The 15,650-nt window shown below is 68.0% G+C and carries 12 protein-coding genes and 5 pseudogenes; 10 read left to right on the top strand and 7 right to left on the bottom strand.

What is annotated here, in order from left to right; all coding sequences use genetic code 11:
• Positions 1-356: 356 nt before the first annotated feature.
• Positions 357-785 (top strand): hypothetical protein, encoded by a 429-nt coding sequence (locus AC07AW_RS39775; RefSeq protein WP_478820347.1) that lies wholly within the window; start codon positions 357-359, stop codon positions 783-785.
• A gap of 65 nt (positions 786-850) precedes the next feature.
• Positions 851-1,432, top strand: coding sequence for a dihydrofolate reductase family protein (locus AC07AW_RS39770; protein WP_478820346.1), 582 nt, complete (start codon positions 851-853; stop codon positions 1,430-1,432).
• Positions 1,433-1,567: 135 nt separating this feature from the next.
• Here the strand turns inward: AC07AW_RS39770 and AC07AW_RS39765 are convergent.
• Positions 1,568-2,182, bottom strand: a pseudogene (locus tag AC07AW_RS39765) (transposase); the annotation flags it as partial.
• 273 nt (positions 2,183-2,455) lie between these two features.
• A complete protein-coding gene (locus AC07AW_RS39760; RefSeq protein ID WP_478820345.1) occupies positions 2,456-3,082 on the bottom strand; it encodes a hypothetical protein in 627 nt (208 codons plus the stop codon).
• 121 nt (positions 3,083-3,203) lie between these two features.
• Here AC07AW_RS39760 and AC07AW_RS39755 point away from each other — a divergent pair, with 121 nt between their 5' ends.
• Positions 3,204-3,635, top strand: a complete 432-nt coding sequence (locus AC07AW_RS39755; RefSeq protein ID WP_478820344.1) for a DUF4259 domain-containing protein — start codon at positions 3,204-3,206, stop codon at positions 3,633-3,635.
• Between the two features lie 213 nt (positions 3,636-3,848).
• On the opposite strand, the pseudogene AC07AW_RS39750 reads toward AC07AW_RS39755, so the two are convergent.
• Positions 3,849-4,540: pseudogene (locus tag AC07AW_RS39750) on the bottom strand (transposase).
• Between the two features lie 319 nt (positions 4,541-4,859).
• Between AC07AW_RS39750 and AC07AW_RS39745 the strand changes: the two are divergent.
• The 3 genes from AC07AW_RS39745 to AC07AW_RS39735 all read left to right on the top strand — a co-directional run bounded on the left by AC07AW_RS39745 (position 4,860) and on the right by AC07AW_RS39735 (position 8,929).
• Positions 4,860-5,786 (top strand): hypothetical protein, encoded by a 927-nt coding sequence (locus AC07AW_RS39745; protein ID WP_478820343.1) that lies wholly within the window; start codon positions 4,860-4,862, stop codon positions 5,784-5,786.
• Between the two features lie 1,267 nt (positions 5,787-7,053).
• Positions 7,054-8,304, top strand: a complete 1,251-nt coding sequence (locus AC07AW_RS39740; RefSeq protein WP_478820342.1) for a HEAT repeat domain-containing protein — start codon at positions 7,054-7,056, stop codon at positions 8,302-8,304.
• Between the two features lie 145 nt (positions 8,305-8,449).
• On the top strand, positions 8,450-8,929 hold the full coding sequence (locus AC07AW_RS39735; protein WP_285494151.1) for a hypothetical protein: 480 nt from the start codon (positions 8,450-8,452) through the stop codon (positions 8,927-8,929).
• A gap of 105 nt (positions 8,930-9,034) precedes the next feature.
• Here the strand turns inward: AC07AW_RS39735 and istB are convergent, their stop codons facing one another.
• A complete protein-coding gene (gene istB / locus AC07AW_RS39730; RefSeq protein ID WP_478820385.1) occupies positions 9,035-9,808 on the bottom strand; it encodes an IS21-like element helper ATPase IstB in 774 nt (257 codons plus the stop codon).
• Between the two features lie 65 nt (positions 9,809-9,873).
• Complete coding sequence (gene istA, locus AC07AW_RS39725; protein WP_478820341.1) at positions 9,874-11,541, bottom strand: IS21 family transposase; 1,668 nt, start codon at positions 11,539-11,541, stop codon at positions 9,874-9,876.
• 305 nt (positions 11,542-11,846) lie between these two features.
• Here istA and AC07AW_RS39720 point away from each other — a divergent pair.
• Together AC07AW_RS39720 and AC07AW_RS39715 are read left to right on the top strand one after the other, a co-directional pair.
• Positions 11,847-12,134 (top strand): annotated as a pseudogene (locus AC07AW_RS39720) (helix-turn-helix domain-containing protein); the annotation flags it as partial.
• A 133-nt stretch (positions 12,135-12,267) separates the two neighbouring features.
• Positions 12,268-12,549 (top strand): annotated as a pseudogene (locus AC07AW_RS39715) (transposase family protein); the annotation flags it as partial.
• A 109-nt stretch (positions 12,550-12,658) separates the two neighbouring features.
• Here AC07AW_RS39715 and AC07AW_RS39710 read toward each other — a convergent pair.
• Positions 12,659-13,246, bottom strand: coding sequence for an Imm21 family immunity protein (locus AC07AW_RS39710; RefSeq protein ID WP_478820340.1), 588 nt, complete (start codon positions 13,244-13,246; stop codon positions 12,659-12,661).
• A gap of 545 nt (positions 13,247-13,791) precedes the next feature.
• On the opposite strand from AC07AW_RS39710, the gene AC07AW_RS39705 reads away from it, so the two are divergent.
• Both AC07AW_RS39705 and AC07AW_RS39700 read left to right on the top strand, forming a co-directional pair.
• The gene (locus AC07AW_RS39705; RefSeq protein WP_478820339.1) at positions 13,792-14,130 is read left to right on the top strand and encodes an ArsR/SmtB family transcription factor; all 339 of its coding nucleotides are present in this window, start codon (positions 13,792-13,794) and stop codon (positions 14,128-14,130) included.
• Complete coding sequence (locus AC07AW_RS39700) at positions 14,102-14,512, top strand: SRPBCC family protein (RefSeq protein WP_478820338.1); 411 nt, start codon at positions 14,102-14,104, stop codon at positions 14,510-14,512. Before AC07AW_RS39705 ends, AC07AW_RS39700 begins: the two co-directional genes overlap by 29 nt.
• Positions 14,513-14,813: 301 nt before the next feature.
• Here AC07AW_RS39700 and AC07AW_RS39695 read toward each other — a convergent pair.
• Positions 14,814-14,989: pseudogene (locus AC07AW_RS39695) on the bottom strand (TetR family transcriptional regulator); the annotation flags it as partial.
• Positions 14,990-15,650: the final 661 nt, after the last annotated feature.

The raw sequence follows: 15,650 nt of genomic DNA, 5'->3' as shown, positions 1-15,650 counted from the left end.
ACTACCTGGAGGGATGCGCCGCTGTACGCCCGGCTGACGCTGCCACCGATGCCGTGGGCGGTGCTCATTGTCGGCCGCGGGCGCCGTTTCGCATCCGCTCCGGCACCGACATCGAGACGGCCGAGTACGCCGACGGCTGCGTGGTCACCATGCCCACCCGAGCGTTGGAAGTTCGGTTACCCACTCCGGGCCCGGTCCGTCGGCGTGCACTTCAAGCCGTGGGGGCTGGTGCCGTTCCTGCCGATGCCCGCGGCCGAGCTCTGTGACCGGCTGGCGACAGTGGAGCACAGGTTTGGGGCCGGCCCGCCATTGCTGAGCTTCGAGACAGGCTGGCTACCGCGGATGGACCGCACGGGATGCTGACGCTGCTCGAGGTGGACCTGATGCGACAGCTGTGCGAGACCGCCGGCCTGGGGCTGGTCCGCCATACGAGCAGCGTCATCGCGGCGATCAGCGGGGCGGTGGCGATCGGCGACCTGAGCGTGGCAGCCGGTGTCAGCAGCACTCATCTGGCGCAGCGGTTCCAAGGAGCTCATCGGCGACACGCCGAAGCGGCTGGCCCGTACCTATCGTTTCGCTGCCGCCGTGTTTGTGATCGACCCCGCTGGACCGATCGACTGGGGCGACCTCGCGGTGGCGCAGGCTATTTCGACCAGGCCCACTTCGGCCACGAGCTCCGGGCGTTCACCGGGCTCACGCCGACCTGGTACGTCGAAGTCCGGCAGTGGTTCCTGCGCGAACATCCCGGCCACGTGCTGGACGGCTGGCCGTGGCAGGCCGATTGATTTCTTACAAGAGCGACAGCTCACGACAGGTTAATTTGGGGCACCCCAAAGCAGAGGAGGGCCCCGTGGGCAAGGTGGTCATGTACAGCTCGGTGTCGGTGGACGGCTTCGTCGCGGACGAGAACGACCAGCCCGGACCGCTTTTCGACTGGTTGTTCAGCGGTGACGTCCCGTTGGACGAGAGCGGCGAGCTGAAGGTGTCGCAGACGTCCTACGACTACATCCGGCCGTACTGGGACCAGATCGGGGCGACGGTCGTCGGCCGCCACGTTTTCGACCTGACGAACGGCTGGGACGGGAAGCCTCCGGGCGGGATCGACCACATGGTCGTCGTCACGCACCGGCCGGAGCCCGAGGGCTGGGACCCCGAGGCGCCGTTCCGCTTCGTCGACGGCGTCGAGGCAGCGATGGCCAAGGCGCAGGAGCTTGCGGGTGACCGCCTGGTCGAGGTCGCCGCCGGCGACGTCGGTGGCCAGGTGCTTGCCGCGGGTCTGGTCGACGAGGTGCGCATGGACGTCGTACCGGTGGTGTTCGGGTCCGGCAAGCCCTACTTCGGGTCGGTCCACGCGCAGCACCTGTTGGAGGATCCTGACGTGGTGATTCAGGGCAACCGGGTGCTTCACCTGCGCTATCGGGTGCGCCGTTGACCGATCTGAGCGGGTACGCGAAGAAGTCCACTTTGAACGGTGACACAAGATCGGCCCTCCGGCTGCGTTTGCGCCTCGCTGTCCCTGGTCGGGCAGCCGACGCCGATCCGTCCCGGCACCTCACCTGCGGCGAGTTCAACTCCGGATCTGTGGTTGCCGGTTGGTGAGGTTGCGGAAGCTGAGGGCGGAGCCGCGCAGGTGCGCCAGGCGGCCGTTGATCGCTTCGGCTGGACCGTTGCTGGTGCCGGGCCGGTCGAAGTAGGCCAGTACCTCAGCGGATCGCTTGCTCATGGGCGGTCGAGCTTGGCGATCTCGACCAGTGGCATGGGGACGCCGGCGCTGAGCGATCTGATCAGCTTGACCATCAGCCCGCGGCCCACGGCTGGGTCGGGGTGCCGGTAGGCGGCGATCAGCCGCTGGTAGCTACCCCAGGTGACCTCGTCCTCGACGTGCTCATCGATGGAGAACAGGGCCGTGAGCCGGGCGCCTGCTTGTCGGTGAGCAGTTCGGCACCGGTGTGCAGGGTTCGCCGGGCACGGTAGAGCGGGTCGTTCTTACGGCTGCGGCGGCCGCGGGTGGTCTGTTGAACGCGGCGGGGGATCTCCTCAGCGGCGGTGGTCTTGAAGCCCGTGAACCCGTCCATCGCGACGAGCTCCACGGCCTCGCGCCACGCCTGGGGCACTGGATAAGCCAGGCCTCGAACGCGACCTCGGAGCGGCCCGGCATCATGTCCAGCCGCCTCGTTGGACCCGCTGCACACCCGCCAGCGTCGGCACCAGCCGTCGGTGCCGTCATCGGCCTCCAGGACCCGGCACGCCAGGACCGCGCGATCGGGCTCCAGACGCTGGCCGACCACGACCATGCCGAGCTCATCCAGGCGGCAGAACGTGGTCAGGTCAGGACAGCCGAAGGTAGCGTCAGGCACGTCGAGGTCTTCCAGATAGGCGGCGTAGGAACCGCCATCTTCGGAAGACCTCGACACCTACCCCGGGACCGACGCGCCAGCCACCATCCGACCAGCGACTACACCCTGACCGCTGGCATTTGTGGCACAACCTCGGGGAAGCCGCCGAGCGGGCTGTCGCCCGCCACCGCCAGTGCCTTCGCGTCCTGGTCCCCGATCCCGAGGCGAAGGCCGAACCACCTGGGCTGCCCGAGGAGAAGGCGGACTCTCCCTGGCGGAGCGAGCGGTTCGCCAACCGCGTCCGAGCCCGACACGCCACGGTCCACGCTCTGCTGGAAGCCGGCCACAGCAGCCGCTCCATCGGGCGCCAGCTGGCCATGACCCACCGCACCGTCAAGATCCTCGCCGACGCTGCGAAGCCGGAAGACCTCTTTCGTGGCCAGTGGCAGCACAACCGGACCTCCATTCTCGACGAGTACAAGCCCTACCTGGACGAACGCTGGGACCAGGGCTGCACCAACGCCTGCAAGCTCTGGGACGAGATCGCTCCCTTGGGCTATCGCGGCAGCTACGGCCGGGTCAGCGCCTACCTGCGAGAGAAGCGCACCTCGCCACGGCCGGTCACCGCGCAACCGCCGGCACCCCTCGTGGTGACGAGATGGATCCTCAGCCGACCCGAGACGCTGACCGAGACCGAGGAACTCCGGAGTCGTCGAAGGCCACGTCAACCGGATCAAGATGCTCAAGCGGCAGATGTTCGGACGCGCTGGCTTCCAACTTCTACGCAAGCGGGTTCTGCTCGCCCCGTAGTCATGTTGTTAGTCCCTGATGCGAGGATCCGGGCGACCTTACGCAAGGGAGATCAGCATGGGTACCTGGGATACCGGTCCCTTCGACAACGACACAGCCGCGGACTTCGCCAACGCTCTCGACGACGCCGAGCCCGAGGCTCGCGAAGCCCTGATCCGAGGCGTCCTCATCCGGACGATCGACGCCACCGGCTATCTCACGGAAGCAGAAGAGGCGGTGGCCGCCGCTGCACTCATCGCAGCGCAATGCCCGGGAGGCGAACCCGTCGACATGTCTTACGGTCCGGAAACACCTATGCCCGTGTTCCCTGCCGACCTACGGGCCCTCGCCGACGAAGCCCTCGCCCGCATCGCCAGCGACGAGGACGGGCCAGCTTCAAACTGGGTCGACTCGGAGGACTGGAAACAGTGGCGGTCCATACTCACCCGCCTTCGCGCAGTGCTTGCCCCGGCCCCACCTTCCATCGCTCTCTTCGATGTCCAGCCATAACGGAGCGTCACTCCGCATGAAAGCTGTGCCAGAACCCCTGAAGCTGAACGACGTCAAGCGCCCTTCTGTAAGAGCGGCGGGCTCTTCCAAGAAGCGCGTGAGCCCGATCGGATCCGACTCGGCGCTGAAAGCGCCCGCCGCAGACTAAGGGTTGTCCCGTAAAGGATCTTCGGGTGGGTGCGGGCGTGGCTGGCGGGTGCTCGGTCCGTTTGTCTACCCGACGAGGGTGAGGTTGTGCAGGCGGGCGATGCCGCCCATCGCGTGGTGGACCCCGTCTCCCTTCAATCGGCAGTCGCTGAGGATGTTCCAGGTCTTCATCCGGGCGAAGGCGTGCTCGGCGCGGGCCAGGCCGGCAGTTCGTCCCTGTAGCCGCCGTCGGCGACCACCGTGGTGCGGCCGACGGCGGCTTTGGCGTCGGACAGTTCCCATGCCTTGCAGTCATTACGGTTGCCGGGCAAGGGCTGGCCGGCCACCACGACAAGCCGGGTGTCGGGGTCGATGACGACCTCGTGATTCGTGGAGTAGCGGAAGTTCTTCGACTGCTCGGCCACCATGTGGTCGCGCGTGGGGACCAGGGTTCCGTCCACGATGAGCACAGTGTCCTTGCGGGACCGCTTGCGCGGCCGGAGCGCGGGCAGGGGACCGAGGTGTCTGATGACGCGGTCTGCCGCGGACTTCGATGTCCCAAAGAGCGGGGCAAGCCGGCGCAGCGTCAAGTTCGTGCGCCAGTACGTCGTGATCAGCAGGACCCGATCCTCCAGCGGCAGCCCCCACGGCCGACCCCGTCGCACCTCATCGGCCTCCTCTCGGCGCAGCGCGGTCACCAGCTTGCCGAAGCAGCGTGGGCTCAGCCCGGTGAACTGGGCTATCCAGGACGGGGCCGACGCCGTGGTCACTCCAGTCACAGCAAGATCATGGCGCCACGCCGGGCCCCGTTCCACTACCCGGTCGCAGGCCGCCTGGTCGCGGTCTCACCCGCGTCTGCACCATGGTTATGGCACCGCTTGGCGGCGTACGACTGAACGTAGTCAACCAGGTACGAGTGAATTACCCGGGCTTGAGTACCTGTCGCGGGGCAGTGCCGGGACGGCTGCAGGGCCGGGTGGGAGGGGTGACGGCCGAGTGGGGAGTTGACCCTGACACGGTGTGAGGGGGTTGACTGCTCGCACCTGCCCGGCGATTCGTCGGCGGAGAAACCACCTTTGACTCTACGAAGGGTTCCCTGTGCTCGGCTACGTCGGCTCCGGTCCTTACTGCTACACGAACTCGCTGGCCATGATGTTGGGTGGGGCGTCGCCCTCAACCGCAGTCATCGAGACGCTGACTGGTTCACCGTTCGGCGCACAGCTCATCGCTGGTTCCCTGCCGTTGTTCGATCCCTTCGGCTGGCACCCCGAGGCCGGCCTCGACGCCGCAATCGCGATGTTGGGCTGGAGCTGTGAGCGCAGCGACGGCGGGACGTCGGCCGAGGCGTTTGAACGGTTGCGGACCGCCTGCTCGCGGGGGCCGGTCCTGGTGGGGCCGGTGGACATGGGCCTGCTGCTGTACCAGCCCGGCACGCCGAACGCCGACGGCGGTGACCACTACGTCGTGGTGCTCTCTGCCGACCGGGACAGCGTCGAACTCCACGACCCTCACGGCCACCCGTACGCGACGCTGCCCACGCAGGCCTTCCTCTCTGCCTGGGAGGCGAAAGCGATCAGCTACATCGACGCCCCGTTCGTGCTGCGGACCGGCTTCGTGCGCGATCGTCGGGTCACTCCTGCCGACGCGCTGAGGCAGTCGCTGCCGGGAGCCGAGCGGTGGCTGGCCGGCCGTGACGACCTGCCCATGCCGCCCGGCTCACTGGGTGGAGCCGCCGCCGTCGAGACGCTCGCCGACATCGTCGCCCAAGGCACACCCCCCGGTATCCGCACGTTGCTCACCGCGTTCGGCGTCCGCGTGGGAGCACGCCGTCTCAACGACGCGGCGACGTGCCTGGAAGAGCTGGGACTGTCGCACGCGGCCTCCATCGCACAGCGCCAGGCCCGGATCCTGGGCAGTCTCCAGTACCCAATGGTGCACGGCGACGACCAGACCGCCGCGGCGCAGCTTCGCCAGCTCGCCCCCACCTATGAGGAGCTGCGTTCGGCACTGGCCAGCGCCTTCTGATCGAGAGAGGAGCCTGGCCATTCGTCCAGGGACCTCATCTGTCCCCGCCCCCATAGGCCGCCGGCTGCGTCCGAGCTGAGCACGTCTATCTGTACTTGGTTGAGCACCTCAACAAGTACGTCGACACCGCCACACCGGCACGAGATTCTGATGAGGAGCAGGGTGTGGGAAGTCTGTTGAGGAGCGTCTCCGGGGTCCGGTGGGGAGGACTGCGCGATGCGACGGGGGTTGGGGCCAGCGGCATTCCTCCTCTTCTGTCCCGGATCGCCTAGGGGGATGAGGACACGGCCCGCATCGCCATCGATGACCTGGGCGACGCCATCTGTGCGCTGGGGTTCGTCGTCGGCGAGGCGACAGCTCCCGCGGTCCCGTTCCTTCTCGAACTGGCCGGGTCCCCGCAGGTGGCCTGCCAGGCCGAGTTGTTGGACCTGCTGGGAAGTATCTACCGGACCGACCAGTGGCACTCCGCTGCTGCGTCGACCCAGGATCGCAAGCAGGACACGACCTGCCAGCAGCAAACCGGCTGGGAGGCGGCTGCAAGGGCAGCCGTGTATGCAGGCCGGTCAGTCATCGAGGGTGTCGCCTCCTCCGTGCGGCCGGAGGAGGCGATGCCTGCTCGGAAGTTGCTGCAGGTGATGGACGACACCCCACCGCTCCCGGAGCTATGAGCGGTCAAGGCGGGACAGCCCTTGGCCACGGACCACTTCGTCCAGCTGCTTCTGGTCGAGACGGCCGAGGGAGTCGCGAAAGGAGTCGGTAAGGAGTCGGTATGGGACAGGGTGATTTTGTCGGGTCATATGAGAGCCACTGCTTCGGTGTGAACGGGAGCCGGGTGTAGGCCGTTCGTGGCGGTGGTGTACTCGCCCGGGGCGGTTGTTCTTCGGTGAGTTCGGGAGCCACTTCGGCGGGATTGGGAGCCACTAATCGGGTGACCGGGCGGGTCTGGGCGGAGTGTCCGAAAAGACCGGGTCCGTGTCATCGATAACGTGTGGTCGCGGGCCCGGGTTGCCTCCCTGACAAGTCGTGGCCAGGGTCCGCCCCACGCGAAGCGAGAGCACTGCGCCAGCATGTCGTGATCGAGCCCGTTGGGCTCCTCGGAGTGGCTGATGAGGCTCCATGAATTTCCTCACTGGCTGCTTGGAGGTTCCTCAGACCTGCTCGCCGTGATTCCCCACCTACAGCAAGTTGCGGACCAGTGCCGCTCGGGCGGGACCAGCTGCTGCTGTGTCGCGGAGGCTGTGTCAGTGCCTCCTGCGATCCTTCTTCGATGATCAACGAGTACGAGAAGCTGCTGGCGGGACTGGACGATGTGGACTGGGCCGGCCTGTCCCACGCCTACGAGTCGGCGCATGACGTTCCAGGGCATATACGCACCCTGTGCGGGAGCGACGACGAGGCACGCAAGCAGGCGTTTAGCAGCCTGTTCAGCAGCATTTTTCATCAGGGCAGCCGCTATTCGGCCTCTCCGTTCGCCGTGCCGTTCCTCGCGAGGATCGCCGTCGCGGGGCCCGCGGCCGCCCGTGAGGACACGATGCTGCTGCTCACCCGCCTGGCCGTGGACTGGCACGACGAGTACGACGTGACCACTGGCATCAACGTGGCCGGATGGCGTGCGGCCGCAGCGGAGTGCGGGCCGGCAGAGCTTCTGCCGTGGTACGAGGAGCAGCTGGCCGCCGCGACGGATGCCGACAAGCGCGCACAGCTGCAGGAAATACGGGACTGGGTGGCCGCCGGCAACTCGCCCGACTCCCGGTGGTCGGCACTCCAGTCATACGACGCCGTCCTGGCCGAACTCCCCGGCCTTCTCGTCCTACTCGACGACGATGACGCACGGCTGCGGACCCGGATCGCCTACCTCCTGGCCTGGTTCCCCGAATTCTCCACCACCTCCCTGCCCCGCCTCCTCGCCCTTGCCGCAGAAGATAAGGACCCGGTCACCGCAGCCACCGCACTGCTCGCCGCCGGCCTCGTCGGACCTTCCTCCACGACCGAGGACATCACCCCGTACCTGGATGCCACAGATCCGCTGATGCGGTGGGCCGCAGCCACCGCCCTCATCCGTCTCGCCGGCCTCGACGGAACCCCTGTCGGCCCCAGCCTGCTCAGCCGGACTGTCACGGAACTCACCGCAGCTGCCCGAAGCCCGTTCGATCGCGTAACCGACTACTGCGAGGGCGACCTTCACGGCCACATCGAGCGCACCCTGCACGCCCTGCCGCCCGGCTCGGACCCGGCCGCCGTGCGCGAGGCGCTCGACGCGTGCCTGCCCCGCATCGTCTGGGACTACTACGGGTCCCGCACCCGCAGGGCGATCCAGGAGCTCTTCCCCGCTCCGCAGCCGCACCCCGCACCCCGCTACGCCGACCTGACAGCAGCGCAGCAGCAGCTGCTGGGCGATCTCGCCGGCCACCGGCACGCCTGGCTCATCCGCTCGTCCGCCGACCGGCTGCGGGACCTCGGCCTTCCACACACGCAGGAAGCCCTGCAGTCCTTCGTCAGAGCGCACCGCATCGACTGAAGCACTGCAGCACCACGCCGCGAGCGAAGGAGCGCGCTCCGGAACGTGGGTACGCGCGGATGAGTGGCGTACCCGGCCGCCCCACGTCTTCAGCACCGCTGTAGCGTTGTCCGCAAACGATCAGGGGGATTCGGTGACGAGGTCCTTGCACTTCAGCTGGGAACTGAGCGGCTCCGGTTGGGCTACGTGCAGGATCTGGGACGGCTCGACGAAGCACCGGGACAGCGTCAGCTACTGCACAAACGCGCTCGCCGACTTGTTGAAGGGCGTGACGGGCCTCTACGGCCCCCATGGCATCCAGCGGTTCTCGTTCGACCTCGAACCGGTAGAGGCACGGTGGATTCTTCGTCGCCGAAACAGCGACGTGCACATCACGATCCGTCGCTTCCCGGACATGTCGACGAGCTTCGACGCACCGGACGGGAAGGGCACCCTCGTGTGGACGTCCACACGCCCTCGTACCTCCCTGGCACATGCGGTCCTGATGGCTGCCGAGAAGGTGCGGCGAACCCACGGCGAGGATGGCTACCTCCAGAAGTGGCAGCTGCACGCCTTCCCCACCACCGAACTGGAAACCCTTCGACACCTGCACCTGGCAGCTGATGACTGCGCTCTCCAGCACTGAACCAACGAAGCCTCACGGCGCAAACAAAAGCTGAGCCAGAACCGCTTCCTATGCGCAGAGCCAGCCATCGGTGGGGGCCAGTCCTTCGTGCTGCCTGGCGGGTTGTCAGCTCTGAGCGGTGAAGAGGGATTCCTGGGTGGTCTGGTAGCGGTAGGACTCGGTGCCGGTCTGGATCAGTGTGCAGCGGAAGGTGATCCGGTCGGCGATGGCCGCGCAGAGGCGGGCGTCGCCGAAGGTCTTGTCCCACTCGGTGAAGGGTGAGTTCGTGGCGACCGCGGTGGCCTTGCGCTCCTCGCGCTCGGTGAAGATCTGGAACAGCAGCTTGGCGCCCTTGCGGTCCAGGTTGAGGTAGCCGAACTCGTCCAGACAGAGAAGATCGATCTTGCTGTAGCGGGCGATGACCGAGGACAGGCGGCGGTTCGCGTCGGCCTCGGCTAGCTCGTTCACCAGCGCCGAGGTGGTGGTGTAGCGGACCGACAGGCCGGTCTCGGCGATCGCGGTGCCGATGCCGATCAGCAGGTGGGACTTGCCGGTGCCGGAGTCGCCGATCAGTACCAGCGGCCGGCCCTCACGGACCCAGGTCGGTGACTTCAGGTCGGCGACGACCTCCGGGGTGACGTTCGGGTTCTTCGCAAAGTCGAAGTCCTCCAGCCGCTTGGGCCTGGGGAAACGGGCCAGCCGCAGCAGCCGCTGCTGGCGGCGGAGGTCCCGGTCGGCCTGCTCGGCCTGGAGCATGTCCAGCAGGAACTGCTTATAGGTGGCCTGCTCACGCCGGGCGGTGGCAGCCAGGTCGATGAACCGCTCGCGGAACGCCGGCAGCCGCAGCTCCCGGCATGCCTCGTCGATGAGCATGTCTTCCGGGTCGCCGGGCAGCGACATCCTGCGGGCGGGGACCTTGCCGGCGTTCTGCTCGTCGTCCTGGTCGGTGACGGTGATGGTCGGGTTCATACGCCGTGGCCTTTCTGGGTCTGGCTGGTGCGGCCGGCGACCGGGCTCAGCAGCCGGTCGTACTTGCTCATGTCGGGCAGCGCCTGGCGCGGGTCGGGCGGCAGACGGCGAGCGTGCAGGGAGATCACCTGCGCCCCCGGATCCGGCGGCGTGGAACCTTCGGGCTCCTCGTCGGTGTCGGCCAGCAACTCGGCATCGTCCGCATCGGTGCCCTCCATCGCCTTGCGGGCCTCGATGGCGACCAGGTCGGTGGAGACCGACCCGATCCGCAGGCATGTCTCCATCGCCGCGACCAGCGCCTCCGGGGGCAGCTGGCGGTGCAGCAGCAGCACCTCGATCAGCATCCGGGTGCCCTCGCGGTCACCGGCCTTCTTCTTCGCCGCCGCCCAGAACGCCTCGTGGACCTTGGTGAAGCCACCCTCCGCGCGGGCCTGGGCAAGCGCGGAGGCCCCGGCGAACGCACCGGGCTTGACCAGCAGGATCTCCAGGTAGTGGTCCAGGATGTCGTGGTAGGTGTAACGCCTGGTCAGCCGCGGGTGGCGGGCAACGACCTTGCGTCCGTCGAACACCCACAACTCGTTCGCCCGCAGCTTGACGCGCACCTTCGTGCCGATGAACTTCGCCGGAACCGAGTAGTAGCACTGCCTCACCGTGATCCGGGAGTTCCGCGCGACCGTCGGCGTCAGGTCGATCCCGCAGTCGTAGCCGTCCGCCGGCAGCGGCCGCAGCCGCTCGCGCTCGGCCTCGAAGTCGAACCCGATCGAGGTGGGCCGACCGTGAATGTGCCGGGCGTCCTCCGCGACGTCGATCGCGGCCAGCCGCTCGTTCAGCTCCGCCAGCGAGTCCACCTCAGGCGGCGGGACCAGGTGCTTGCGGCGGAACCGGCCGCCCTCGTGCTCCACCCCGCCCTTCTCATGGGCGCCGTCCTCACCAGGAGCGCAGTAGAACGCGGAGAACTGATACCAGGACTTGAACGACGCCCACCTGGCCGACTCCAACCTGGAGCGGCCGAAGAGCACCTGCTTGACGGCGGGCTTGAGGTTGTCGTAGCGGATGTGCACCGACGGCACCCCGCCCAGCACCGTGAACGCCTCCACGTGTCCTTCCAGGAACGCCTCCTGGGACGCGGTCGCGTAGACCCGGTGCACCGCCTTGCCCGAGTAGGACAGCCGCAGGGTGAACAGCACGCCCTTGCGCCGCTGCCCGGCCAGGTCCAGCCAGAAGTCCGCGAAGTCGACCTCCGCCTCCTCGCCCGGCCTCTTCGCCTGCGGCACCATCCCGTCCAGGTGTCGACGCCCTTCCAGGGCTTCCGCACGGATCTGCGGCCGCCGTTTGGACACGTACCCCCAGACCGTGGTCTGGCGGGCCAGCTCGAAGTCGTGCTCCGCCGCCAGACGCTCCATGATCCGCGGGATCGTGTGCTTCTGCTTCGCCGGCGCGTCCAGGTCCTCGCGCAGCATCGCGTCGATGAAGCCCTTCACCGGCTCCAGCACGCTCTTGCGTGGCGGCGGCGACTTCCGTTTCGGCGGCACCGGCGACTCCAACGCCTTGCGCACGGTGTTCCGCGAGACCTTGAACCGCGTGGCGAGCTCCCGCCCCGACAGCCCCTGCTCGCGATGAGCCCGGCGAATCCTCTCGAACAGCCACTCACGTGACCTGTGCACCAGCGGTCTCCCTGACCTGGACCGTGATCAACAGGCACAGCGTGACGGCCAACCGGCGCAGCCCCTCGCGATTACTCTGAAAGCGGCATGTTCCACACCATCACACCAACTGGCTCCCGAACTCACCGAAGAACCACCGGCTCCCATTCACGCCGAAGCCCTGGCTCTACTTCACCCCGATAAAAACAGACAGGGTGACGACCTCTCCGTCACCCGCCATCCCGACCAAACGCCCATGCCGCGGATGCGCCCCGACAGCGTCGAAGGATCGCCGGTAAGGGCTGTCCCGTAAGCGATCTCGCTCTGTGGTGATCTCGACCGTGTCACGCGTGATCACGGCGTCCGAGCCGTCCTGGATAGCCCCGTTCACTGGCGTGGCTCCGCGCGAGTTCAACCGGGCGGTGCGTGCACTGCGGCGTGAAGGCGCCGACATCGCTCGGCGAGGCCGGCCGTGGGGGATTCCGCTGGAGGACCGGTTGCTCCTAGTGTCTGCGTACTGGCGCACCAATCTGACGCTGCGTAAGCTCGCCCCGCTGTTCGGAGTCTCGAAGTCCGCAGCCAGCCGCGTCATCAACCACCTCGGCCCTCTCCTCGCGCTCCGGCCCGTAAGCGGTTTCGCAAGGACGCCGTGCTCATCGTGGACGGCACTCTGGTCCCTACCCGCGACCACACGGTGGCGGAGCGGTCCCAAGAACTACAGGTACTCGACGAATCACCAGGTCGTCGTTGACGCCGACACCCGACTGGTGGTCGTGGTCGGCCGACCATTGCTGGGCAACCGCAACGACGGCAAGGCATGGGAGCTGTCCGGCGCCAAGGCCGCCCGTCGAGAACACCACAGTGATCGCCGACGGCGGCTATCGAGGTACCGGGCTCGTCATCCCACACCGCCACGATCCCGGGCAGAGCGAACTGCCCGCCTGGAAAGAGGAACACAGCACCTCACACCGGAAGGTCCGCGCTCGGGTCGAGCATGCCTTCGCCCGGATGAAGACCTGGAAGATTCTGCGCGATGCCGCCTCAAGGGCGATGGCGTACACCACGCGATGCTCGGCATTGCCCATCTGCACAACCTTGCGCGCCGCAACTGACCGCACCCGACCGAAGCACTGTCCGTTCAGGATTCGGCGGGCAGGAGCTGGACCAGGCCGACCCAGTTCTCCCCGTCCACCTTGGTGTGAGTGGCGCGGACCCTCCAGCGGCCGGCGGGCAGCGGGACCGATGCCTCGGCGGGCATCCCGCCGTCGGGGTACTCGATGCCCAAGTCGGAACCCGCTTCGGCGGAGTCCATGAGCACCGCCGGACCGTCCGACACCCAGGTGCCGCACCCCTCCCACACCGTGGCCGGGTCTGCGAGGACAGTGGCTACCGCGGCGCTCAGTCCGGCCTCGGAGCCGGCGGCAAGCCACCGCAGGAAGGCTCGACGCTCGGGCAGATAGCAGCTGGTGGCCGGTTCGTCCGCCAGCACCAGTGCCTGCGCACCGTTCTCGCCAACGGGAATCACACCGGCCAAATCGTCCACCGCGCAGGCCCGGTCGTAGTCGTCTGGAGCGGTGGCGTCTCCCGCCATGACACCACTCTCCGTGCACCCGCCCCAGGCGGCCAGGGCGGAGACGGGGACGACGATCAGAGGGCCGCCCATCGACTCCACCCAGACAGGGGAAGGGCGGGAGGCGTCGTCTGCGGTGGATGAAGAGGTGATCACGCAGTCAGTGTGCCCTCGCCCACTGACAACGCCCCGGCGCTCATTGGAGCCCAGCACAGGGAATGGCTCAGCACTTGTGGCAAGCAGCAGCTACGGGACAACCTTTGGCCAGCACCCCGGCCGCCAGCAGCTCGACCACCGGATCAACGGCCCTTCGCGATGCACGAGTCAGCGGCATAGCAACCGACGACGGCTTCCGTGGAGCCGATCGTGGCACCCGGCCAACGGCCAGACGTCACCACGGTTCACCACAGAACTCATCGAGATGGCAGTAAGTGACTTCATCGCTGCTCGACGAAGCCTTGGCGTGCGTGCGTGCGTGCGTGCCGCGTCCGCGGGCGCCACGTTGGGGTTGTGGCCGGTACGGCCTGGCGGCAGCTCCCCGTCCATGCGCGGTCTGTCTCCGCGCGACGCGCACCGTTGGTGTCGAGCCCTTGTGCTCCATGTGCCTGCGGTCGCGGCTTCCCGTGCCAGTGGGGGATGGTGTCCGACTGACCCGTCGGAGATTGTTGACGCGTCGGAAAGTTCCGACGTATTCTCTCGTCATGCCTACCGACGTGTTCAGCGTGCTGGCGAATCCGGTGCGTCGCCGGCTGCTCGAGCATCTGCGTGAGGGACCTCGCTCCACGGGCGAGCTGGCCGGGATGTTCGAGCTCGGGCGGCCTGCGGTCTCCGAACACCTGGCGGTACTCCGCACCGCCGGGCTCGTACTCGAGGAGCGCCGTGGTCGGCACCGTTTCTACCGGCTGCAACCGGCGCGGCTGGCTGAGGTGAGCGAGTGGCTGCACCCGTTCGAGCACTACTGGAGGCAGCGCCTGGACGCGCTGGCCGATCTCCTGGACGAGGAAACGAAAGATGACCGAGAACAACACGATCACCTGTGAGAAGTTCCTGCCCCACCCGCCCGCGGCGGTGTGGAAGGCCCTGACCGATCCCGACCTCCACGCCCGTTGGTGGGCCGCGGGCGACATCAAGCCCGTCGTCGGGCACCGCTTCACCCTCGACATGGGCAACTTCGGAAGTCAGCCCTGCGAGGTGACCGAGGCGGACGAGCAGCGCCTGCTGGCCTACCGATTCGCTGAGGGCGCGCTCGACACCACCATCACCTGGACGCTCCAGCCGGAAGGCGAAGGCACCCGCCTCGTTCTCACTCACGCGGGGTTCGACCTCGATTCCCCGATGGGCCGCCAGGCCTACGACGGCATGGGTCAGGGCTGGCCCCACGTCCTGGACCGTCTCGACTCCGTCCTGGCCGAGACCGTCTGACTCTGGCCTCCCGCGCGCCGCCCCCGGCGGCACGTGAGGAATCACGTGGTCGTCGATACCTTTCGCGCCCGCCCTGGGGTGCGTATCGGGTCGTGATCAATGAGCACCGAAGCTCTCGGGGTGGCCGCCCCGTCTGGGGTGCCGGGCGCGGCGACTGCGGCTGTGCCGTATGGCGCGAGTGACCTGAAGCGACGCCGCAGCCAGGCAGCCGACCCGAATAGCCCTGCTGCCCGGCCGTACGGTGCGTCAGAGCTTGACGAGTCGGTCCACTGGAAGTTGCGTCCTCCACTCGGTGTGCTCCGGCGGGAGAGACCACCGGGTTGTGTGCGGCGAAGTCGAGGTAGGCGCGGGCGAGGGCGGTGACCCGGGCGCGGGGCCGTCCGCGGCGGCGGCCGCGGCCCGGACTGCCGTGGCCATCTCGGGGGCGCCTTCGAGGGCGACGGCGCCGATGATCTCGCGCTTGCCGCGGAAGCGGCTGGCGTCGACGGTGACGACGGAGCCGGTCAGGTCCTGATCGCCGATGGTGTCGAGCAGTAGGATGATCTCGGGTATTTCGTTGGTCTTCGCACCGATCTCGCGCAGAGCAGCGGTCGACGCATCGTGGTGGCGCACGGCATCAGGGCGAAGACACGACTGCTGTCCGGGCGGACCGCGCCGCGCAGGCACTTGCCGTCCACGGCGAAAGCCGTACGACGCGGTCGCGGCCAGTCCGTCTCGCGCCGGACGATGCGGTGGGCGCGGCACTGTTCGCGCTCAACGGTTCCGTCCGGGCCGGTCGCGCTCACCGGGTGGGGCTGGAGTGTGGTGAGCCTGGTGAAACCGGCGGCGGTGAGTACCGCGGGGTCGACCCGGGCGAACGCATCGCGCGGGGTGCGCTCGCCCGGCGCCCGAAGCCGTCCTGTGAGGGGATCGAAGGGGCAGGGCGGCCGGGCCAGTAGTTCCTGGTCGCCGGCGTACCCACTCGGCAATGGCGGTTAGGGAGTTGTGACCTGCGCTGGTGAGAGCGCACACGTCGACCGCGGGCAACGTCGTCAGCCGGAACCGCACCCCGCGCGGATTGCGCGGATCGAGCACCCAGGCCAGTGCGTCTGGCAGCCCGGACGGGACCGTCCCAGACCGTGACGCCCCGCACGCGGTC

The sequence above is a fragment of the Streptomyces sp. NPDC044003 genome (assembly GCF_056435185.1).
Note: the sequence above shows the minus strand (reverse complement) of the source record. Positions and strands in the feature narration are given on the sequence as shown.